Genomic DNA, 20979 nt, shown 5'->3' with positions numbered 1-20979 from the left:
CATTGAGGCACAAGCATATGCTAGCCATCTGAACACATAAAAAGCACTACGCTACAGGTTCAGTGATGCAGACAATGCCGAATAGCTATCAAAACGCAGAGTTTGTGATGACGCTGGAGTAGATACAAGGGATGACGCTGGAGTAGATACAAGGGATGACGCTTGTGGCACTTCCAGCAGATGCAAGATACGCCCTTGCTCTAAGGGCTGACCGTCACGCTGTAATGTGCCTACGCGCACACCAGGCGCTGTTGACAGCACTACCCTACGATCAGCATTCACCACCACAACCGGATTATTAATCGCTGCTAATAGCGGTGCTAGCAAGCGATCCAAAGTGGACACCAACATATCAACCGCCGCCACACCCACGAAAACACCGTCCACCAGCACTGGATGTGCCGTGGTAATGGTGTAGTCGCCATTACACACATAATCCACATACGGACCATCTACGTAGGCCTGATGATCATTGGCTGGCAGGCCAAACCAATCAAACACGCGGAAATCTAAGCGTTTACGTATTTCTTGGTTACGATCCAGTTGCGCGTGCTCAATCGTACCCGCCTCTTGGTACCACCATTCTAATGACCAGACTTCCTCGCCAGCCTGAGCATTACTGTAGCTGGCAAACCCGGCACCATTGCACCACGGATGGTCGTGTAATACGGCTTGTATAGGCGCTTGCAACTGCTGTCGTTGCTCAGCACCTAGCTGTATGCCTTCTTTGTTTGCAGAAACGGTATGCGCCAAAATGCGCTGGGTTTCTTCTGCTAGATTAGCCGCCGCACTACACGCAGATTGCGTGATCTCGTGCAGCATGGCCTTTGCTTTTTCTACTGGAGTATCGCTATACATGGTTGTCTCCTGCAGGCTATGCCCACCTAGGATCAAGCCAGATGGGACTGTTGTAATGATGTGTCTGCATCTAGCTTTACTTTACAGGCCAGCAGTTGATCTGTCAGCAGATAAATCATGTGTTGAGCCTGCATACAGGCTTGATCTGCATCGTTTTGACGTAACGCCAGCACCAGTTGCTGATACGCTACTACCACTTGCTCATGCGCATTCGTGTATTGGTATAGCGCGGCCACCAAGGGTGCCCATTCCGCTTGTATCATCAATACCTGATTGGCCAACCTAGCCGATTGCGCATTCGCTGCCAATGCCAACAAACAGCGCATATCGGCGTGCGCCCGTTCTTCGGCTTGTTCAGTAGCGCCAAACGCATCAACTGCTTTTTCAAAACGCAGTAGGTCTTGGTTGGTAGAGCGCTGCGCGGCCAGCCTTGCGCTGTGACTAATCACAGCACAATGCCACTCACCCAAGTCAGCCAAATACGCCGAACTGGCCAGCTTCAGCGGGTGCTGCGCTAGCAGCATGCCCGCCGACATTTTGCAGACAAAGCTTCCACCATTACGGCCACGGCGCGTATCAATCAGATTACGCATGCGCAAGGTATTTAATGCCTCGCGCACTGTCACAGGGGACACGCCCAACATACGCGACAAATCTGCCTCATTGGGCAATTGCTCATCGGCCTCAAGCAAACCAGCCAGGATGGCGTTACTTAATCGTTCCACCACCAATTCAGACCGGCTTGCTTGACCTATGGGCGCGTAAACAATGGCATGCGCCGTCATGCTGCTACTCCCCAATTCCGTAGACAAATCGGGAATCGTAGCACTTCTGATCAAAAAATCCCATGCTTATGCAAGGCTTGATCATCTTCTGGTACTGGTGCAATGGCATCCCACAGCTCGGCCACTTTGCCATTTTCAACGCGCCACAGTTCAAAATACGCATGACGCTCACCAGCAATACTGCCCTCGGAGTGTGTCAGCACAAACTCGCCTTCCGCCACACTACGGTGAATGCGTGCGTACTCTAAACCATGGCCGTCTGTGCGCAGTTGTTCTAGGAACGCGATCACTGCTTTGACGCCATCGGCAATATCAGGGCTATGCTGATGGAAGTCTTCGCCATTAGCGTAACGCTCAAACCCCGTGTAATCACCCTTAATGAGCGTCTCGGTAAAGAACCGCCACACCAACCCACGGTTCTTTTCTTTGTTACCTTTGCCGGGTTCTACAGGACCATCCAATTGTGTGCGACCGCTGGCATTAGGTGCTGCCTCTGGTACCAAACCATCCCAATGCTCAACAATTTTCCCGTCACGTACGCGGTATAAATCAAAACCTACCAAGGGCTGCTCATCCAAGCCTACAAAACGCCCATGAATGGCCACTAAATCACCATCCTGTAGTACACGACGAGCTTCATGCTTTAGATCAGGACACGATTGCACCAGCTCGCGCAACCCACTTAGCCCATCAGCCACTAGCGGTGAGTGTTCAATAAAATCCGTAGCAAAGTACTTCTCTAATGCGCTGGTGTCGCGCAGCGTAAAGAGTTCATAGTGTGCTTTCGCCACCAAATCACGGTTTGACAATGTTTGGCTCATAATCCCTCCCTTATTCGTGTGCGCTCATCACATGTTTAACGCGGGTGTACTCTTCGAAACCGTAGGCCGACAAGTCTTTGCCGTAGCCGGATTTTTTGAAGCCACCGTGCGGCATTTCTGCTGTCAATGGAATGTGAGTGTTGATCCATACCGTACCGAAATCCAACTCACGAGACAGGCGCTGCGTGCGGGCATGGTTGGTGGTCCATACGCTAGAAGCCAAACCATATTCCACGCCGTTAGCTTTGGCGATCGCATCGGCCTCGTCGCTAAAGGTTTGTACGGTAATCACTGGCCCGAAGATTTCGGTTTGGATTGCTTCGTCATCTTGCTTCAAACCTGTGATCACAGTAGGTTCAAAGTAGAAACCGTCACGATCAGCGGCTTTACCACCTGTTTGGATTTTGGCATGTGCTGGCAAGCGCTTCATAAAGCCACTTACACGCTCTAATTGGCTGGCATTATTCAAGGCGCCGTACAAAGCCTCGGTGTCGTCTGGATCACCAAATTTAATCGCTTTCACCTGCTCTACCAATTTTTGTACAAACTTATCGTGCACAGACGCCGCCACTAACACTCGCGTCGCTGCCGTGCAGTCTTGCCCTGCATTGAACAGGCCAGCGATGGAAATGGTGCTGGCCGCTTTATCCAGATCAGCATCTTCAAACACCACTACTGGGGCCTTACCACCTAATTCCAAGTGAGCGCGAGCAAGGTTAGCAGCAGCGGATGCTGCAACTTGTAAACCTGCACGTACTGAGCCTGTAATGGAAACCAGCGCGGGGGTGGGGTGTGACACCACCATAGAGCCAGCATTAGCCTGTCCTAGCACCACGTTAAACACACCTTCAGGGAATAACGGTGCGACCAGCTCCGCCAATAGCAAGGTACTTTCTGGGGTGGTGTCGCTAGGTTTTAGAACGATGGTGTTACCAGCTGCCAGTGCAGGAGCAATTTTCCATACCGCCATCATCAATGGGTAGTTCCATGGCGTGACCTGCCCTACTACACCCAGCGGCTCGCGGCGGATGCTTGAGGTCAACCCTTCCATGTATTCTGCGGTGGCTTTACCTTCCAAAAAGCGCGCTGCACCGGCAAAGAAACGAATCTGATCAGCACAAACAGCGACCTCTTCAGACGCAATCAAATGCTTAAGTTGGCCAGTGTTACGGCTTTGTGCTTCCACCAGTCTGTCACTGTTTTTCTCAATTTGATCTGCCAACGCCAGCAAGGCTTTTTGACGTGCTGATGGTGTGCTGCGCCCCCATACTTTGAACGCAGCACGCGCTGCTGCATAAGCAGCATCTACATCTTGCTGTGTCGCGTTAGGTGAGCGTGCGTAGATTTTGCCAGTCACTGGGCTAATCAGGTCAAAAGTGTCTGTGCCGGTGGATGCCACAAACTTGCCATTAATGAAGTGTTTAAGTGTTGGGTGAGTCATCACAATCTCCTTGGTGAACGGAATATAAATATATCCTATGAAGTTATAGGTATTAGCAGTATCCGTAATTACCCTAGCCTAGAAAAGAAGCAGCCGTTTCCACTAGTGTGAAAACGGCTGCTTACCACGCTACAACTGGCGTAAAGATTAGGTTCTAAATACCGAGACCGCTTCAGACAATTGACGCGCTTGATCTTGCAATGACGAGGCTGCGGCAGAGGCTTCTTCTACCATGGCAGCGTTTTGCTGTGTCACCGCATCCATCTGCACAATGGCCGTATTGATCTGTGCAAGACCATCGCTTTGCTGACTGGATGCGGAAGCTATTTCGTCCATTAGTCTAGCCACATCTGTAATCGCACCTGCTGCCTGGCGGATAATGCCACTGGCTCTATCCACTTTCTGCGTGCTGCCTTGCGCTAATTGCACCGAGTTTTCGATCAGCTCTTTGATCTCGTGTGCAGACACAGCACTGCGCTGCGCCAAGGTTCGTACCTCTGCTGCCACCACAGCAAAGCCTCTACCATTCTCACCGGCTCGTGCCGCTTCTACTGCCGCGTTCAACGCCAAAATGTTAGTTTGGAAGGCAATACTTTCAATCGTAGTGATGATGTCATTCATCTTCTGCGAGCTTTGGCTAAGTGCCGTCATGGATTGCACAATCTCACCCACCGCACCGTCACTGGCCACTGCCAACGACGAGGCATCTGCCGCCAAGTCATTCGCTTGATGCGCGTGATCCGCATTCTGTTTTACGGTGACTGACAGCTCCTCTAGGCTCGCCGCTGTTTCTTGCAATGCTGCGGCCTGTTCCTCAGTACGCTGGGACAAATCGATGTTGCCTTGTGCGATCTGGTGGGCGGCCTGCGAAACGGACTCACTGTTTTCACGGATGCCACTGATGATGCCCACCAACTGCGTTTGCATACTATCCATAGCATGTAGCACGCTATATTCATCGCCCTCATGCAAACGAATATCAGAGCGCAAATCGCCCTGGGCAATGCTTTCAGCCACATGCAGCGCTTGTGCAGGCTCACCACCCAAGGGGCGAATCACCATACGGTTTAGCGCCACACCCAGCACTAAGGACACCACCACAATACTAATGGCACCCAGAATTAGGGATGTATTACGTAATTCGTAGACTTCAGCTAATACTTTGGCTTGCGGCACAGTCACCGATAATGCCCATTTTCCCTCAGTAGTTGGCAAAGCAATAGGCACGACCACCGTATAGCTATCCTCTCCAAGCAGCGGGTCTACACTTTCAAAACTTTGTGTTTTGCCTGTCCTTGCTGCATCCAGACTTTGCTTCTGGTCAGCATCCATTCTCGCGCCTACACGCTCTGCATCGCGATGGCCGATGTAAATACCGCCTTCTGAAAACAAACTGGCATAACCAATTTCATAAGGACGAATCTGGCTGATCTGGTTCTGGAAGGCCGACAACGCAATATCCACCCCTACGACTGCAATCACTTGGTCGTTATGCAGTATAGGCACCGAGATACTCGTCAATAACGTCGAAATACCGCCTATATAGTCACGGTAAGGTTCAGACAGGATCGTTCTCTTGGTATTGCGGGCATTGAGGTAGTAATCGCCCTCGCCTGCCTGGTGGTAGTTACGGATCACATCTACTGATAATGCACCATCAGTACGACTCCAGTAGGGAGTAAATCTACCTGTACCATCGTGCGCATCGGCATGAGCAAAATCTTCGTCACGGCCGTCAAAAGCGTTGGGTTCCCATACTGCCCACACGGTTAGGAAATTGGAGTTATTCGCGAGAATTTCACGCATCATAGCCATGGCGGCATAGCGATCTGTAATACCGCTTTGGCGCACACCATACAACATTTGGGCTAAGGTTCGTGCGGCATTTAAGGCTTTCTCCGTTTCCTTCATCACCTCTTGCGCTTCGCCTTTTACCGCTTCTTCAACATACATATGAGCAGCTTTGGTCTGCATCGCAGAGCCTTGCTGCACCACTACTCCGATGATGGCCGTAAACCCAACTACGATCATACCCACCACAACCATCAACATACGAGCACGTAGGCTCAAGTTTGAAAACATCAAGTTCTCCAATCATATAAATACAGCGCAAAAGGGTTTACGGCCTGATCTCGGAGAAATTTATTGAGGCTTCAAAAGTTCACATACTGGTTAACGATAATAGAAGGGGTTTTTCACTTATTTATAAAATGCGATGGTCAACAAATGGTTCAGGAGAGAGTCTTTATTCTCCATGAAGCGCCGACGGAGCAACCACCCCGGAAACTCTCAGGCAAAAGAATCCTGAAACCGTGACAATCTGGAGAGAGGCATTACAATATGCCCACCGAAGGGGATCATGACACAATCATGGATAAGCTCTCAGGTAAACGGACAGATGGGGTACAGCTGCTGCATGGCAACTGTTCACCTACTACGTCCGGAGAGTCTGCCATGACCATTTCCTCACTGTACGCGTAATAGCTGGGCGGCTATTTACGCCTACCAAAGCATACTTTCTGGCACACACATCCTATGTTGATACGCGCAATCAACATGTTGAGTTATGTCGTGCGCTTGTGAGCTTACTCTGGTTTGCAACTGTTACTTCCGTTTCTGCAGAACGGCGGTATGCCCGTGTTTTTTTCTTGTAGCACAGTAACACCCACTTCATAGTGATATAACAAATTACGGAGAAACGCGTGAGTCAACAACACTCATCAGGATTGCAACGCTCGTTAAAAAACCGACACCTGCAACTTATCGCGATTGGAGGCGCGATTGGTACAGGTCTATTCATGGGTTCTGGCCGCACCATCAGCTTGGCCGGCCCTTCGGTTTTATTTACCTACGTCATCATCGGCTTTTTCCTCTTTTTCGTGATGCGAGCAATGGGAGAATTGCTTCTTCACAATCTGGAATACAAATCCTTTGTTGATTTTGCTACGGATATTCTTGGCCCTACGATGGGGTATTTCACCGGCTGGAGCTATTGGTTCTGCTGGGTAGTTATTGGTGTGGCCGATATTGTTGCCATCACTGGATACACCCAGTTCTGGTGGCCTGACGTACCGCTTTGGCTACCTGGCATTCTATGTATCGCATTCTTATTGGCCTTTAACCTGCTATCTGCCAAGCTTTTTGGTGAGCTGGAATTCTGGTTTGCCTTGATCAAAATCGTCGCTATTCTGGCCTTGATCGCTGTAGGTGCGTATTTGCTGTTTACCGGCTTTGTTGGCCCTACAGGCGATAAAGCGAGCCTGTCCCATCTTTGGGATAGAGGTGGTGTATTTCCTAACGGCATCATGGGCTTTTTTGCTGCATTCCAGATTGCGATCTTTGCCTTCGTAGGGATTGAGCTGGTAGGTACAGCGTCTGCTGAAACGGCAGATCCAACCAAAAATCTGCCTAAAGCCATCAACAAGATCCCTGTACGCGTAATTATTTTCTATGTGCTGGCACTGACCGTCATCATGACCGTTACACCATGGGATGTAGTTGCCCCCAACAAGAGCCCATTTGTGAACATGTTCTTGTTGATTGGCGTGGGTGCAGCGGCTGCGATTATTAACTTTGTAGTGCTAACTTCTGCTTTGTCATCAGCAAACAGCGGTATGTTCTCAACGGGCCGTATGTTGTATGGCTTGTCTAAAAACGATCTAGCACCAGAGTCATTTGGCAAACTGTCACGCAGCGGCACACCACGTAATGGCTTGCTGTACTCATGCGCCCTGCTGTTAAGCAGCGTATTTCTGTTGTACGCAGAAGGTGACGTGATGCGCGTGTTCACCATCGTGACCACCGTATCCAGCATTTGCTTTATTTTTGTGTGGGCTGTGATTTTGGTGTCTTACCTGAAATACCGCCGCACTCGCCCTGAAGCACATGCGAAATCCAGCTACAAAATGCCTTTTGCTATTCCTATGTGCTACGCCACCTTAGTGTTCTTTGCTTTTGCTCTGTACCTATTCAGCCAAGAAGAAGAGACATTAATTGGTTTGATCGCTACTCCTTTCTGGTTCTTAGCCTTATTTTTGTGCTTGCCTTTGTACAAAAAACGCTTGAAACGCATTCAGCAGCAACCTGCTGCAGTGCCTCACGCTGCAGAATAAGTACCCTTGGCACTACCCTTTCTAGGGGTAGTGCCTCTCTTGATGGTTTGGCATAAAAATCCATACAAAAAACCATACAAGAAAAAACATTCACATCTCCCCACACAAACAAAACAGCTCAAATCTTAAGCGTAGTTATCGCTAAGATCGTAGCAGTGTTGCTATAAATAGCCACAACCACCATACAACACCCATACAAAACAAGATTGATAATCCATACAAAATAACCTATATTACGCATACAAATTAATGTTATGTATGCATACAATATAAATCTTGTATGGTTTACGGCTTTCATGGGTTGTTGCTGAACTCACACTGGTATGCGGCAGCCCCTTCTTCCATTGGCTGTACTCGGAGGTCTGCGCATGTTCGGCCTAGATGCACTAGAACTGGCCCGCATTCAGTTCGGCTTTACCATAAGCTTTCATATTATTTTCCCCGCGATCACCATAGGATTGGCTTCGTACCTCGCTGTACTGGAAGGCATGTGGTTATGGAAAAAAAATCCGGTTTATCAAACTCTCTACCATTTTTGGTCCAAAGTTTTTGCCGTTAACTTCGGTATGGGCGTGGTGTCTGGCTTAGTCATGGCCTACCAATTCGGCACTAACTGGAGCTTTTACTCTGAGTTTGCCGGTAGCATCACTGGCCCCTTGTTGACCTATGAGGTGCTCACTGCCTTTTTCCTAGAGGCTGGTTTCTTAGGGGTCATGCTGTTTGGCTGGAATAAAGTAGGCCCCAGATTGCACTGGTTTGCCACCATCATGGTTGCCATTGGCACGCTGATTTCTGCCACATGGATTCTGGCCTCTAATAGCTGGATGCAAACCCCTCAAGGCTACGAAATCGTGAATAACGTGGTCATCCCTACCGATTGGATTGCGATCATTTTCAATCCTTCTTTCCCGTACCGTTTGGTCCACATGGTATTGGCTGCCTTTATCTGTACGGCCTTGTTGGTAGGGGCTTCTGCTGCGTGGCATCTGCTTAAAGGCAAACAAGAACCTGCTATACGCACCATGTTCTCCATGGCAATGTGGATGCTGTTGGCCACGATCCCAGTACAGATCTTCGTAGGTGACTTACATGGTCTGAATACGCTGAAACATCAGCCTGCCAAAATTGCCGCAATTGAAGGTCACTGGGAAAACAAACCCGGTGAAGGGGTTCCGCTAATCCTATTTGGTTTACCAGACATGGAAACCGAAACCACGCGTTACGCCCTCTCTATCCCTAATTTGGGTGGCTTAATCCTTACCCATGAATGGGATGGCCAATACCCTGGTTTAAAAGAATTTCCCGCTGCCGATAGACCTCCGACTGCCGTCGTGTTCTGGACTTTCCGCATCATGGTGGGTCTGGGCCTATTGATGCTGCTCTTGGCACTGTGGAGCGCCACTGCCTTATGGCGTCGCAAAGCCTTTCAATCAAAAGCGTTACAGCGCTTTGCGCTATGGATGGGGCCATCTGGGCTAATCGCCTTACTTGCCGGTTGGTACACCACTGAAATAGGCCGACAGCCTTGGATAGTCTATGGCCTGATGCGTACCAAAGATGCGGTGTCCACGCACTCTACTGCCACCATGTCAGTCACCTTAGTAGTTCTGGTCGTGATGTATATGGCGGTGTTTGGGCTAGGTATTCTCTATATGCTGCGCCTGATTAGCCATGGCCCTGATGACCCTTCCACACAAAAAGAAACACCTATAAAACCACTGCGCGCGAGCCACCTTGCCACAACAGGCGCATCGTCCGCACACTCAGCACCCTCTACACATAACAAGGAGTAGTCATGGGCATAGATTTACCCTTGATCTGGTTATTGATCATTGGCTTCGGCATCATGATGTACGTGATTACCGATGGCTTTGACTTGGGCATAGGCATCTTGTTTGCTTTTATTCCCGATCGCCAACATCGCGATACCATGGTGAATAGTGTCGCCCCCGTTTGGGATGGTAATGAAACCTGGTTAGTGCTGGGCGGTGCAGGTTTAATGGCGGCCTTTCCTAAGGCATACGCCGTAGTATTAAGCGCGCTGTATATACCGCTGCTGTTGATGCTGGCAGGCCTAATTTGGCGCGGCGTTTCATTTGAGTTCCGATTTAAAGCCGATGAAGCACACAAAGCCTTTTGGGACAAAGCCTTCATGCTGGGCTCCATTGTGGCCACTTTTTTCCAAGGTGTGACCTTGGGGGCTTTTATTGACGGTATCCCACTGGGTGACAGCAGCTACGCCGTCGCCGGATGGATTACCCCATTCTCTATCTTCACGGGCATCGGCACGCTCATTGCCTATGCCTTGTTGGGAGTCACGTGGTTAATCTTGAAAACCAGCGGCCCGCTACAGCAAAACATGATACGCATCACCCGCCCTATTACGCTGGCATTACTAGCCTCTATCGCTATAGTCAGCTTCTGGACACCCTTGCGTCACCCCGACATTGCCGAGCGCTGGTTTAGCTTTCCTAACCTCTGGTTCTTTCTACCCGTACCGTTTTTAGTGTTGCTGGCCTGTTTCGCTATTTTCCGCTGCCTGCGTGGTGTTCCGCATGCTGGTCCATTTGTCTGGTCATTACTATTGATATTCCTAGGCTACACCGGCTTTGTGATCAGCGTATGGCCCCATATTATTCCGCCAGATCTCACTATTTATGAAGCTGCCGCACCAGTACAAAGCTTGGGCTTTACCTTAGTAGGTGCGTTGCTGATTATCCCCATTATTTTGTGCTACTCAGCATGGTCTTACTACGTATTTCGCGGCAAAACACAGGATGGGTATCACTAATGAATGACACAACAAGTACCAACACTTCCGGAACATTACTGCAACGCTTAGGCTGGCTAGTCCTTATTTGGGTATGCAGTATTGCCAGCTTAGGCGCAGTGGCTGGGCTTATGAGATTACTGATGGGCTTCGCTGGCATGACCCCCAGCGCCTAAGCACTCAAAAAGTTTTCTATATTCCTAACAATTCATTATATTTTTTTGCCAATGCCTGAGTACAATATGCGCACTTTCTTACTACTCAGAGAACCTTGACATAATGAAGCTCTCGACTATTTTTGCAGCCATTCTTGGCGCAGCCATCGCTGGTGGTGGTACTGCTTACTACTACCAGCAACACCAAGGCACAGCACAGCAAGCAGCTTTTACTGCTTTGCCGTTGGACACAGCTAAAGCCGGTGAAATCAACAGCACCAGCTTGGTCAACTTGAGCAATGGTGTACGTAGCGTACCGTTCACATTGACTGCTGAAGCCGGCCAGTTCTACAAAATTGCTGTAGCTGGTGCGTTGCGTGCCCAAATCAGCGTGCTGCAAAATGGTCTGCTGATTGCCAGCTCCACGACAAACAGCAGCAGTTGCAATGACTGCAGCAGTAGCTCTAACACAGCTACAGCGCCTGCTGTATTGGCCTTTAAAGCCGAAACCGCTGGCAAATACGACGTAGTAGTAAGCGGCTTAGACTCCAATGCCTACGGCCCATTCAGTGTTACTGCAACACCATTGAAAAGCTACGTAGGTGGCATAGTTAAAGCCGGTATGGACATTACCGAAATTGCTATGGGCCGTCAGCAAAGTTTCACTCTGGAAGTAGAAGAAAACGCGATTTACACCATCGACATGAAAGCCGACCAAGGCCGACTGGACCCTTATCTGACTCTGTTGGATAAAAACGGTCAAGAATTGGTTGCTGACGATGACGGTGGCGATAACTACGACGCCAAGATTCAAGCGTATTTGGAAGCCGGCACTTACACTATCCAAACTAGTTCTGCTGTAGGCGCTGACACCTTCCAAGGTACTTACCGTTTGATTATCGCTAAAGAAGCCTTAACCAGCGAAATCACGCTGGAATCTGGCGCAACCTTGAACACTGATGGCGCAAAGCAAACAGGTTTGCATAACGGCCAAGCACAAGAGTTCAGCTTTGAACTGCCAGAAACCATGTTGGTTAACCTTGATGTGCGCGCATTGGGCTTTGACCCAGACGTCACCGTAGACGGCGCTAGCATCAACTACCAAAGCCGTGGTGTGTACACACTACGTGCTGTATTGGAAGCAGGTACCCACACTATCGGCATTGAAAGCCAACAAGGCGGTGTATTTGACCTGACATTGGCTGCGAGTTCCGTACCGGCTAACGCTGGTGGTGGCGCCATTCGTGTAGGCGATAGCCGTCAGGCTGTAATGCTGTCGGGCGTTACCCGTATCAACTACAGCCTGAACATTACTCAAGCTGGCACCTATGTTATCGATATGGCTTCCCCTGTTTTCGATACATCGCTGTCTCTGAACCAAAACGGTTACACCATTGCTGAAAACGATGACATTGATTACAGCAACGGCAACACCAACTCCCGCATTGAAATGTCGCTGGAGCCAGGTCAGTACCAAATCCAAGCTATGGCACTGAGCGAAGCTTCTCGCAACCGTGACTACAGCTTAAGCGTAAAACGTAAATAAACGTTTGAGACGTCAAGATGAAAAAGCTGCTCTACGGAGCAGCTTTTTTTATGCCTACTTGGTACAAACTCCAGATAACCCAACCCACGCCATCACTCTGTACGTCGTGCATTTGGCTATGTCCGTCTAGCGATCATTTTCTTCGCCGCTAACAACGGTTTGACTATACGTATTTACAATTAATTACACAGTAAGGCACTGGATTCACCCTTCTTAACAATACAACGCCTTGTTTAGGGAATGCCCTAGTACAATGAAGACACTTATACTACTTAGAGATCCCTATACACATGAAGCTCTCGACTATCTTTGCCGCCATTATCGGGGCGGTTATCGCTGGTGGTGGTACCGCTTACTATTATCAACAAGACCAAAACCCTGCAGTCTCTCAGTCTGCTTTCCCAGTACTGGCCTTAGATAAAGCCCACCCAGGTGAAATCAACAGCACAAGTTTGGTTAACTTGAGCAACGGCGTACGCAGCGTTCCTTACACCTTGGATGCTGAAGCCGGTTTGTTCTACAAAATTGACGTAACTGGTGCATTACGCGCGCAAATCAGCGTGCTGCAAAATGGCATGCTAGTTGCCAACTCCAAACAAGGTGATGCCAAAGCATCAGCCTCTGTATTGGCTTTCAAAGCCGAAACAGGTGGTAAGTACGACGTAATCGTCAGCGGTATAGACGCTAATGCTTATGGCCCCTTCAGCGTTACTGCTACACCACTGAAGAGCTACGTAGGTGGCGTAGTTGAAGCTGGCATGGATATCACTGAAATTGCCATGGGTCGCAAGCAAAGCTTCACCCTGGAAGTGAAAGAGCCAGCCATCTACACCATCGACATGAAAGCCGATCAAGGTCAGGTTGACCCTTACTTGGATCTGCTGGATCGTGCTGGTCGTGAAATTGCCTCGGATGATGATGGCGGCGACAACTATGATGCCAAAATCCAAACATACCTAGAGCCCGGTACCTACACCATTCAAACTAGCTCTGCGCTGGGCGCTGATACCTTTAACGGTACTTACCGCTTGCTCATCAATAAAGCAGACATCCCTGAAGTCAGCCTGAAATCTGGTGATGTACTGACTGTTAATGGCGAAAAACAAGCTGGTTTGTACATAGGTGATCAACAAAACTTCAGCTTTGTTCTGGAGCAACCTACCTTCGTTCACCTGAAAGTAGATGCGCTAGGCTTCGAGGCTGATGTAGAACTGGACGGTTTGCCTATTAGCTTCCCACGTCGCCAAAACGATGGCAGCACACGTGCAATCCTACCTGCTGGCACACACACAGTGTCTATTGATGGCTCACAACAAGGTGTATACGAGCTGACATTAGGTGGCAACAACCTGCCTCCTAACGTTGATGATCCACGTATCACCCCCGGTCAATCTATACACGCCATCATGCAATCCGGCGCAGATCGTGTTACCCATAACTTGACTATCGCACAAGCGGGTAACTATGTGATTGATCTAGGCTCTCCTTCTTTTGACACGTACCTGTCACTGCAAAAAGACGGTTATGTGATTGCCGAGAACGACGACATTGACTACAACAATGACAATCTGGACTCTCGCGTAGAAGTAGCGTTGCAACCTGGTGAGTACCAAATTCAGGTCACCATGTGGAACCAACCTAATCGCAGCCGTGATTACACATTGGCTGTAGAACGCAAGTAATGCTGTAGTAATGGCATACGAAAAAGGCAGCTCAATCGAGCTGCCTTTTTTATGTTCCAGCGATGACGTAACCGCCACCCAACCTCACGCACTTATTGTGCTGGCTTATTCGCTGATGCCGAGACACCCATTGCCTGCGCATAACCTTTAGGTGCGAACTGCCACACCAGAACACTCACTACCGTTACACAGCCTACATGCCACATCCAACCGGCCATATAGCTTTCGGTAGCATCGTACAAAGTGGCCACAATCCATGGCGCCACAGCGGCTAACAAGAAACCACCGCCTTGCATCAAGGCTGCCAACGCACCCGCTTGTGCTGGATCTTTTAAATGCTCTAAAGCCACCACCATCGTGAGTGAGAAGCAACCACCCAGGCCCGCCCCCACCACGATCGCCCAGAGTAGCGGTGCTGCTGCTGGCCAAAATGCTAAGCCAGCGAAGCCCACTAGCTGCAGACCTAAGGTAAACCACAGCCACGGCCTGAAGTCAGGCTTCCTGCACGCGATAGCAGGCAGCACCAAAGCAGCTACTGCTTGAGCAATCGCCATCACGGCCAACAAACTACCACTGTACGCCGCACTCCACCCCAAGCTTTGATACGCAGGCGCAAGCCACGCTACAGCAGACGAATAGCCACCATTCACCAAGCCGAAACACAACATCAATAACCATGTTCGGCGACGGCGTAATAAGGGTTTTATAGAGACTCGCCTACCCGCACTACGTGGTGGATCCATGGGCAATAACTTCATGGCTAGTAACAATGCAAGCAAAGCGGGCACCACTAACCATGCCAAGCCTATTTGCCAACTACCCGTCGCCTGCGCCACCCAGGGCGACAACTGAGCCCCCAAGGCACCGCCCCCCATCATCATGGCTGAGTACAAGCCCATCACAACACTACTGCGTTGCATGAACTGACGCTTGATGATACCGGGGAATACAGCCTGAATAATGGCCACGCCAAAGCCCATAATGGCGGCCGTGAGTAGCAGCACGCCACCCGAACTAGTGACCCAGCGCAATATCGCCCCTATAGCGATCACCAACAAGGCTAATAGTACGAGCAATCTCGCACCCAACTTACCTTGCAACGCAGGCCCAGCAAAGGCGACCACACCCATTAACGCCATAGGAATTAAGGTCAGCATGGATAGCCCTTGCTGACTTAACCCCGTGGCCTCACGCAAGGATTCTGCCAATGGCCCAATCCCTGTCATAAACGGACGTAAATTTAGTCCTACGATGGCCACTACCACCAGCAACCACACCGTAGATTGGTGTTTATGCGTTACGTTTACATCCATACTGCCCTACTACTTTTGTTTTAATTTCCACTCCGTATACAAGCCTGTATAAGGCTCAGGACGCAATGGCTCATACTGTATATGCATGCTTTGTTCCGAGAAAGGTAAGGCTAACTCTGCATAAATAGCTGCAGTAGAGAGCCCATATTGTTCGGCTTCCTCGTTAGAATAGGCATAAATCACTTCCCCCACTCCCGCCATACGCATTGCTGCCATGCACATAGGGCAAGGATGCCCACTGGCAAAGACACTGCATCCCGATAAATTAGGGGATTGCAGCTTCTGACTTGCGGCTCGCAATGCCGTCAGTTCAGCATGAGCAGTTGGGTCATGTGTGGCATGAATTTCATTCACGCCGGTTGCCACTATACGCCCATCTTTGACTACTACGGCACCAAAAGGCCTACCGCCCTGTTGTTGGTTGGTATAGGCCAACGCAATGGCTTCACGCAAAAACCCTGCTTTTTCTGTACTGATTGTCATGTTCTAGGCTCCTTATCGCGCACCGGCTGCGAGCAACAATGCAGCGATTTCGTTATACCCTCGGCGTTCTGCATGCTGCAGGGGTGTTACCCCCTTATCGTCAGCCAGATTCACATTGGCACCACCGTCAATCAGGCGTTTAACGATGTCCTGATGCACAGGACCACCGTTGCTAAGCACGATAGCTTCCAGTAACGCCGTCCAGCCCAAGCGGTTAACGTGGTCCACTGCCACACCAGCATCCAGCAAGATACTTACCGTATCGGCATGGCCTTTTTCAGCGGCAGGAATCAGCGCTGTGCCACCATATCTATTGGTGCTTTGCAGATCAGCACCATGCGCAAGGGTTAGCAAGAGAATATCATTTAAGCCTTGGGCGCCCGCATACAAATACGGACTATCCTCTATATTGTCTTTTGCATTGACATCAGCACCCGCCTCTATCAGAAGAGTAGCTGCCTGCACATGATTAGCACGTGTAGCACGCATTAATGCTGTCCTGCCTTGCCCGTCACGGGCTTCTAAATCAGCGCCGTTAGCAAGTAACTGCCGAAGCTCAGCCGTGTCGCCTTGCGCTGCTGCACTCTGCAGCGACATTGCCGACAACGACGCCAGCGCTGGCTTTTGCATCATCACCACTGCCAATGACAGCAGCATTCCAACCGTCAAAAATCTACGCATTTCCACACCTTATAAAACAGGTTTTCACTCACACTGCACGTCCGGCAGTGGCACAAGCTTATATAGGGTAGCGCGCTCACCCCACGACTCGCAAAGGTAAGACTGACTAGAAATTCCGTAGTTCTACGTAGTAGGCCAACGCTCAAGACGCTGCTTTAATAGTTTTGACCACGCCATTGTCACACACCACGGTCAAGGACTCTTGCCACCACTCCACCATGAAAATCGTATGTAGCTGCTCGAAGCCAGCTTGATGCAATTGCGTCTCTAGCCACGCCGCGTCTTTGTCTAGACTTTCAAGCAGGCTAGAAAAGATAGTGCCATTCATCAGCACAATAAACGCCGGCCTAGGCCCACCCTCTTTTTTCTCAATAACGGTTAACTGCCCACCAGGTTCTATTTGCAAGAACTCTAATCCCGAGAATGAGAAGTGCCCCATGCTGCGCAATAAGCTAGCGACGATGCTGAGATCAATTTTATTTTTCTTGTCATTAATCGCCGCCACACAAAATTTACCGTCTGCAATCAACGTGATAGGACAACCCACTGCAAATGATCTAAAGAAATTGGTGCGGTTCACCAGATAGTTCAAACCATCAATCAATCCTATACCTATTAACAAGCAAACTATGTAGGTAAGAAAGCTGATGTCTTTGTTATAGATAATGCCGCCTACTACCCCACCCAGCACAAAGTTGCCCACCAAATCGATGGCATTCATCTGCGACAACTTGGTTTTACCGGTCCAGTTCATGTTGGCAATAATAATGACCAACCCTACCAGTAGCTTCACAGCTAGCACCACATAGACCAGCAGTGATTCAGCGTAAAAATTCCATTCCATCACTAGTTCCTCGATGTGGGTGTGGGGTAAGACGGATAGCCTCGGTCACTGCTGCTACGCTAGAATCAACAATGTTCTAAAAGCTATCCCACTCACGCAATGGGCGAGTGACGTTAGCCATTATGCCCACTTCTATTTCTAATTATTGTTAGCAAGGATTACTATGATTCACGAACTCACCAGTATCCAGATTCAACCCGGTAAGCAAAAAGAATTTGAGGCTGCTGTAGCACAAGGCGTTGAGAGCGTTATCCGCCACTCCAAAGGCTACATTCGCTACAACCTCAACCACAGTTTAGCTAAGCCTGAACACTACCTGCTGCATATAGAATGGGAGACTCTGGAAAACCACATGGTGGATTTCCGTGAGTCTCCCGCTTTCCCTAAGTGGAGAGGCTTTATCAGCGAGTTCTTCGCTGAAGCCCCCTCCACAGAGCATTTCGAGACGGTTACAACCTCAGCCTAAGCTGATTAATAACCCGAGGACGACCTGCTTTTTACTTCGGCAGGTCTGTCCAACGCGTCTTCTTGCTCTTCATACAAGACGCCGCCCATTGCCGCTACCAGTACCATAAAACCTGTACCTAGCAACCACGACAAATACCAAGGGCCGTAATCTCCGAGGATGACCGTCAGCAAAATAGCGATAACAGCCAAAATCAGGAGCACAATAAAACGCATAAACACCGACATAATGTGACTCCTCTTATAAAGCGTGTTCTGAACTATCGACTTGCTCAGTCGTCACTTTGCCGCGCATCACCCAGAATGCCCAGCTGGTGTAAGCAATAATCAGCGGCATAAAGATGATGGTGAAGCCAAGCATCCAGCTCATGGTCAATGAGCTAGCACCCGAGTTCCACACGGTCAGACTGTGCGAAGGGTTTGTGCTGGAAGGCATGATGAATGGGAACATGGCTGCACCAGCAGTACCCAACACACCAATCCAAGCCAACGCGCCCATCCACCAGCCAAATACCGAACGGCCCGCTTTCAGCGCTAGCATACCTACGATCAAACCTATGTAGCCCAATGCAGGCACTGCCCACAAGATAGGGTAGTTGCGGAAATTATTCAGCAAACCACCTTCTACTACTGCTACGGTCTGGTGCAAAGGAATCTGTGCCATGCCAGGTTCAGGTGAGGAGGTAATTTGGTAGAAGTCCATGTTAGCCACCCAAATACCGCACAAGGTGAACAACACTATCGCTACGGTACCGCCCAGCAATGAAGCTTTGCGAGCACGTTTAGCAATATCGCCCACACTACCGTTCATCAAGATGGCACCGCCCATGTAAATGGACAGGGATACCGACACCAAACCACACAGTACAGCAAAAGGATTCAGTAGCTCTAAGAAGCTACCTGTGTAGTAAGACGTCATACGCCAGTCGAAATGGAAAGGCACGCCTTGCAGCACGTTACCAATCGCTGCACCGTAAATCACCATAGGGATTAAACCGGAAGCAAACAAACTCCAATCCCAGGCGTTACGCCATGCAGCATGAGGCAACTTGCTACGGTACTCAAAGCCCAGTGGGCGAATGATCATGCTCCACAGCAACACCAGCATCACAATGTAAAAGCCAGAGAACGCTGTTGCATATACCAGTGGCCAAGCAGCAAAAATCGCACCACCACCCAGAATAAACCACACCTGATTACCATCCCAGTGTGGGCCGATAATGTTCAGGGCTACACGGCGCTCAGCGTCAGTACGACCCACAAAGCGCAGTAGTGTACCTACGCCCATGTCCATACCGACCATTATCCCGAGTCCCATCAGCAGCACGCCTAAGAGCAGCCACCAAACTATTTGAAGTACGTAATAAACATCCATGGTTGACTCCCTAAATTATGACGCTGTCGCGGCAGTGGTTTGGGTAGCCGGAGTCGTTGGCTCGTCATCCGGTCCTTTACGAATACTGCGGATCATCAAGTACATCTCGATCAGCGCAAAAATCGTGTAGAACAACAAGAAGCCTGCTAACGATACGATCATGTAAGTGACACTATGTGTGGATGCCGACAACCAAGTAGGCAGCATTTCGTACACGGTCCATGGCTGTCTACCCACCTCGGCCACAATCCAACCCATTTCACACGCGATGAAAGGAACTGGAATCATCCATACAGAGCATCGCAAGAACCAACGGTTGTTTTGCACTTTGTTGGATAGTGTGAGCACCAAAGCACCGACGAAGTACGCCAGCATCAGCAGACCCAGTGCCACCATGATACGGAATGACCAGAAAATTACCCATACTTCAGGAATAGTGTCATTGGCTGCTTTCGCAATATCCTCTTCGGTAATTAAGGATAAATCACCATCTGGAGCATAGCGTTGTACCAGTAAGCCATAACCTATATCTGCTTTATGCGCTTCAAACTGTGCCAAGGCGGCAGTATCTAGCGGGTTAGCACTTAAGGTCTTCATGGCCTCTACTGCAGGCATACCATTACGGATACGCACCTTAGCCTGTTCTTCTAACTGATCGATGGCTGGTACCGTACCATCCAACGAGTGCGTGACCAATATAGAAAGTAAGGCTGGGATTTGTATTTCGCCAAGGTTGCGCTGCTCTTCTTGCGAAGGGAAGGCAATGGCGTTAAATGGCATTGGTGCTTTTTCTTCTTTCCATAGGGCTTCCATGGCAGCCAGTTTGGTAGGCTGTGCATGGCCACCAATCAAGCCCAAAGCATCCCCTAGGGTCAGAACACCTGCCGTACCCAACACCCCGAACAGGGCTGCAATACGGAAGGAACGACGTGCAATATCCATATGACGATTACGTAGCATATAGAATGCACTGACCCCACAGACGAATACAGCAGCGGTTACGTAGCCTGCCAAAACGGTATGCACAAATTTAGCTTGCGCATCGGGGTTGAAGAACATGGCCGAGAAGTTGGATAACTCCATACGCATGGTAATGGGGTTGAACTCGGCTCCCAATGGGCTCTGCATAAAGCTGTTGGCCACCAGAATCCACAACGCCGACAAGTTAGAACCCAGCGCAACCAAGTAGGTTACGACCAAGTGCTTACCTTTGGACATGCGATCCCAGCCCAACACCATCAAGCCAATGAAGGTGGACTCCATAAAGAAAGCCATTAGGCCCTCTACCGCCAGTAAGGTACCAAACGCATCCCCTACAAAGCTGGAGTAAAACGACCAGTTCGTCCCAAACTGAAATTCCATGGTCAACCCTGTTGCTACACCTAGCGCAAAGTTGATCATGAAAAGCTTGGCCCAGAACTGTGTCATACGTCTGTAGACTTCACGCCCTGTGGTGACGTATACCGTCTCCATCACAGCGATCAGAATGGACAGACCCAAAGTTAAAGGAACAAATAAGAAGTGATAAAGTGCTGTAGCCGCAAACTGCAAGCGGGACAGATCAACGACGGTTTCATTTACCATAATAATTATCTAGGTGAAAACCAACTGTTTTATCCTGCACCACGTCTTTTGCTGCAACAACCAA

19 protein-coding genes and 1 riboswitch are annotated in these 20979 nt (G+C 49.6%); of the genes, 7 read left to right on the top strand and 12 right to left on the bottom strand.

The genetic code is table 11. From position 1 onward, the window contains the following. Nucleotides 1-51: 51 nt before the first annotated feature. The 5 genes from ACLO87_RS06740 to ACLO87_RS06720 form a co-directional block, all read right to left on the bottom strand. Nucleotides 52-858 carry a cache domain-containing protein gene (locus ACLO87_RS06740; RefSeq protein ID WP_430223145.1) on the bottom strand — a complete coding sequence of 269 codons (807 nt, stop codon included), beginning with the start codon at nucleotides 856-858 and terminating at the stop codon, nucleotides 52-54. Nucleotides 859-890: 32 nt separating this feature from the next. Next, a complete protein-coding gene (locus tag ACLO87_RS06735) occupies nucleotides 891-1643 on the bottom strand; it encodes a FadR/GntR family transcriptional regulator (RefSeq protein WP_135864487.1) in 753 nt (250 codons plus the stop codon). A 50-nt stretch (nucleotides 1644-1693) separates the two neighbouring features. Continuing rightward, complete coding sequence (locus ACLO87_RS06730; protein ID WP_430223144.1) at nucleotides 1694-2464, bottom strand: nuclear transport factor 2 family protein; 771 nt, start codon at nucleotides 2462-2464, stop codon at nucleotides 1694-1696. Between the two features lie 10 nt (nucleotides 2465-2474). Beyond that, nucleotides 2475-3905, bottom strand: a complete 1431-nt coding sequence (locus tag ACLO87_RS06725) for a gamma-aminobutyraldehyde dehydrogenase (RefSeq protein WP_430223143.1) — start codon at nucleotides 3903-3905, stop codon at nucleotides 2475-2477. Nucleotides 3906-4052: 147 nt separating this feature from the next. Then, on the bottom strand, nucleotides 4053-5987 hold the full coding sequence (locus ACLO87_RS06720; protein WP_430223142.1) for a methyl-accepting chemotaxis protein: 1935 nt from the start codon (nucleotides 5985-5987) through the stop codon (nucleotides 4053-4055). 142 nt (nucleotides 5988-6129) lie between these two features. Continuing rightward, a riboswitch (glycine riboswitch) is annotated at nucleotides 6130-6220 on the top strand. 387 nt (nucleotides 6221-6607) lie between these two features. Between ACLO87_RS06720 and ACLO87_RS06715 the strand changes: the two genes are divergently transcribed. The 6 genes from ACLO87_RS06715 (at nucleotide 6608) to ACLO87_RS06690 (ending at nucleotide 14170) form a co-directional block, all read left to right on the top strand. After that, nucleotides 6608-8017, top strand: a complete 1410-nt coding sequence (locus tag ACLO87_RS06715) for an amino acid permease (RefSeq protein ID WP_135864481.1) — start codon at nucleotides 6608-6610, stop codon at nucleotides 8015-8017. 368 nt (nucleotides 8018-8385) lie between these two features. Further along, nucleotides 8386-9810 carry a cytochrome ubiquinol oxidase subunit I gene (locus ACLO87_RS06710; RefSeq protein ID WP_430223141.1) on the top strand — a complete coding sequence of 475 codons (1425 nt, stop codon included), beginning with the start codon at nucleotides 8386-8388 and terminating at the stop codon, nucleotides 9808-9810. A 2-nt stretch (nucleotides 9811-9812) separates the two neighbouring features. Further along, nucleotides 9813-10808: a cytochrome d ubiquinol oxidase subunit II gene (gene cydB / locus ACLO87_RS06705; protein ID WP_430223140.1), complete on the top strand. Its 996-nt coding sequence runs from the start codon at nucleotides 9813-9815 to the stop codon at nucleotides 10806-10808. Next, nucleotides 10760-10963, top strand: a complete 204-nt coding sequence (locus ACLO87_RS06700; protein WP_430223139.1) for a DUF2474 domain-containing protein — start codon at nucleotides 10760-10762, stop codon at nucleotides 10961-10963. The genes cydB (ACLO87_RS06705) and ACLO87_RS06700 overlap by 49 nt, the downstream gene beginning before the upstream one ends. Nucleotides 10964-11066: 103 nt before the next feature. After that, nucleotides 11067-12488 carry a hypothetical protein gene (locus tag ACLO87_RS06695; RefSeq protein WP_135866308.1) on the top strand — a complete coding sequence of 474 codons (1422 nt, stop codon included), beginning with the start codon at nucleotides 11067-11069 and terminating at the stop codon, nucleotides 12486-12488. Between the two features lie 290 nt (nucleotides 12489-12778). Beyond that, nucleotides 12779-14170, top strand: coding sequence for a hypothetical protein (locus ACLO87_RS06690; RefSeq protein ID WP_430223138.1), 1392 nt, complete (start codon nucleotides 12779-12781; stop codon nucleotides 14168-14170). A gap of 92 nt (nucleotides 14171-14262) precedes the next feature. Here ACLO87_RS06690 and ACLO87_RS06685 read toward each other — a convergent pair whose 3' ends face one another. From ACLO87_RS06685 to ACLO87_RS06670, 4 genes are all read right to left on the bottom strand, one after another. Next, nucleotides 14263-15483 carry a cyanate transporter gene (locus ACLO87_RS06685; protein ID WP_430223137.1) on the bottom strand — a complete coding sequence of 407 codons (1221 nt, stop codon included), beginning with the start codon at nucleotides 15481-15483 and terminating at the stop codon, nucleotides 14263-14265. A gap of 9 nt (nucleotides 15484-15492) precedes the next feature. Then, nucleotides 15493-15966: a nucleoside deaminase gene (locus ACLO87_RS06680; protein ID WP_430223136.1), complete on the bottom strand. Its 474-nt coding sequence runs from the start codon at nucleotides 15964-15966 to the stop codon at nucleotides 15493-15495. A 12-nt stretch (nucleotides 15967-15978) separates the two neighbouring features. Further along, complete coding sequence (locus ACLO87_RS06675; protein WP_430223135.1) at nucleotides 15979-16647, bottom strand: ankyrin repeat domain-containing protein; 669 nt, start codon at nucleotides 16645-16647, stop codon at nucleotides 15979-15981. A gap of 142 nt (nucleotides 16648-16789) precedes the next feature. Beyond that, the gene (locus tag ACLO87_RS06670) at nucleotides 16790-17491 is read right to left on the bottom strand and encodes a DUF421 domain-containing protein (RefSeq protein ID WP_135866450.1); all 702 of its coding nucleotides are present in this window, start codon (nucleotides 17489-17491) and stop codon (nucleotides 16790-16792) included. 163 nt (nucleotides 17492-17654) lie between these two features. On the opposite strand from ACLO87_RS06670, the gene ACLO87_RS06665 reads away from it, so the two are divergent. Continuing rightward, on the top strand, nucleotides 17655-17957 hold the full coding sequence (locus ACLO87_RS06665; protein WP_135866451.1) for an antibiotic biosynthesis monooxygenase family protein: 303 nt from the start codon (nucleotides 17655-17657) through the stop codon (nucleotides 17955-17957). A 5-nt stretch (nucleotides 17958-17962) separates the two neighbouring features. Here ACLO87_RS06665 and ACLO87_RS06660 read toward each other — a convergent pair whose 3' ends face one another. From ACLO87_RS06660 to ACLO87_RS06650, 3 genes are read right to left on the bottom strand one after another with little or no spacing between them, the layout of a single operon-like run. Then, nucleotides 17963-18184 (bottom strand): hypothetical protein, encoded by a 222-nt coding sequence (locus tag ACLO87_RS06660; RefSeq protein WP_135866453.1) that lies wholly within the window; start codon nucleotides 18182-18184, stop codon nucleotides 17963-17965. Between the two features lie 13 nt (nucleotides 18185-18197). Continuing rightward, nucleotides 18198-19331 (bottom strand): cytochrome d ubiquinol oxidase subunit II, encoded by a 1134-nt coding sequence (cydB, locus tag ACLO87_RS06655; protein WP_430223134.1) that lies wholly within the window; start codon nucleotides 19329-19331, stop codon nucleotides 18198-18200. Nucleotides 19332-19346: 15 nt separating this feature from the next. After that, nucleotides 19347-20915: a cytochrome ubiquinol oxidase subunit I gene (locus ACLO87_RS06650; RefSeq protein WP_430223133.1), complete on the bottom strand. Its 1569-nt coding sequence runs from the start codon at nucleotides 20913-20915 to the stop codon at nucleotides 19347-19349. Between the last annotated feature and the right edge of the window lie 64 nt (nucleotides 20916-20979).

Source organism: Paenalcaligenes sp. Me52 (assembly GCF_050487965.1).
Lineage (GTDB): Bacteria > Pseudomonadota > Gammaproteobacteria > Burkholderiales > Burkholderiaceae_B > Paenalcaligenes.
This window is presented reverse-complemented; position numbering and strand designations above follow the sequence as displayed.

Excerpts from the sequence above, each read along its gene's own strand:
- ACLO87_RS06690 (WP_430223138.1), top strand. The coding sequence starts at position 12,779 with ATGAAGCTCTCGACTATCTTTGCCGCCATTATCGGGGCGGTTATCGCT.
- cydB (WP_430223134.1), bottom strand. The coding sequence starts at position 19,331 with ATGGATGTTTATTACGTACTTCAAATAGTTTGGTGGCTGCTCTTAGGC.
- ACLO87_RS06685 (WP_430223137.1), bottom strand. The coding sequence starts at position 15,483 with ATGGATGTAAACGTAACGCATAAACACCAATCTACGGTGTGGTTGCTG.
- cydB (WP_430223140.1), top strand. The coding sequence starts at position 9,813 with ATGGGCATAGATTTACCCTTGATCTGGTTATTGATCATTGGCTTCGGC.
- ACLO87_RS06735 (WP_135864487.1), bottom strand. The coding sequence starts at position 1,643 with ATGACGGCGCATGCCATTGTTTACGCGCCCATAGGTCAAGCAAGCCGG.
- ACLO87_RS06720 (WP_430223142.1), bottom strand. The coding sequence starts at position 5,987 with ATGTTTTCAAACTTGAGCCTACGTGCTCGTATGTTGATGGTTGTGGTG.
- ACLO87_RS06730 (WP_430223144.1), bottom strand. The coding sequence starts at position 2,464 with ATGAGCCAAACATTGTCAAACCGTGATTTGGTGGCGAAAGCACACTAT.
- ACLO87_RS06680 (WP_430223136.1), bottom strand. The coding sequence starts at position 15,966 with ATGACAATCAGTACAGAAAAAGCAGGGTTTTTGCGTGAAGCCATTGCG.
- ACLO87_RS06670 (WP_135866450.1), bottom strand. The coding sequence starts at position 17,491 with ATGGAATGGAATTTTTACGCTGAATCACTGCTGGTCTATGTGGTGCTA.
- ACLO87_RS06665 (WP_135866451.1), top strand. The coding sequence starts at position 17,655 with ATGATTCACGAACTCACCAGTATCCAGATTCAACCCGGTAAGCAAAAA.
- ACLO87_RS06675 (WP_430223135.1), bottom strand. The coding sequence starts at position 16,647 with ATGCGTAGATTTTTGACGGTTGGAATGCTGCTGTCATTGGCAGTGGTG.
- ACLO87_RS06695 (WP_135866308.1), top strand. The coding sequence starts at position 11,067 with ATGAAGCTCTCGACTATTTTTGCAGCCATTCTTGGCGCAGCCATCGCT.
- ACLO87_RS06725 (WP_430223143.1), bottom strand. The coding sequence starts at position 3,905 with ATGACTCACCCAACACTTAAACACTTCATTAATGGCAAGTTTGTGGCA.
- ACLO87_RS06710 (WP_430223141.1), top strand. The coding sequence starts at position 8,386 with ATGTTCGGCCTAGATGCACTAGAACTGGCCCGCATTCAGTTCGGCTTT.
- ACLO87_RS06660 (WP_135866453.1), bottom strand. The coding sequence starts at position 18,184 with ATGTCGGTGTTTATGCGTTTTATTGTGCTCCTGATTTTGGCTGTTATC.
- ACLO87_RS06700 (WP_430223139.1), top strand. The coding sequence starts at position 10,760 with ATGGTCTTACTACGTATTTCGCGGCAAAACACAGGATGGGTATCACTA.
- ACLO87_RS06740 (WP_430223145.1), bottom strand. The coding sequence starts at position 858 with ATGTATAGCGATACTCCAGTAGAAAAAGCAAAGGCCATGCTGCACGAG.
- ACLO87_RS06650 (WP_430223133.1), bottom strand. The coding sequence starts at position 20,915 with ATGGTAAATGAAACCGTCGTTGATCTGTCCCGCTTGCAGTTTGCGGCT.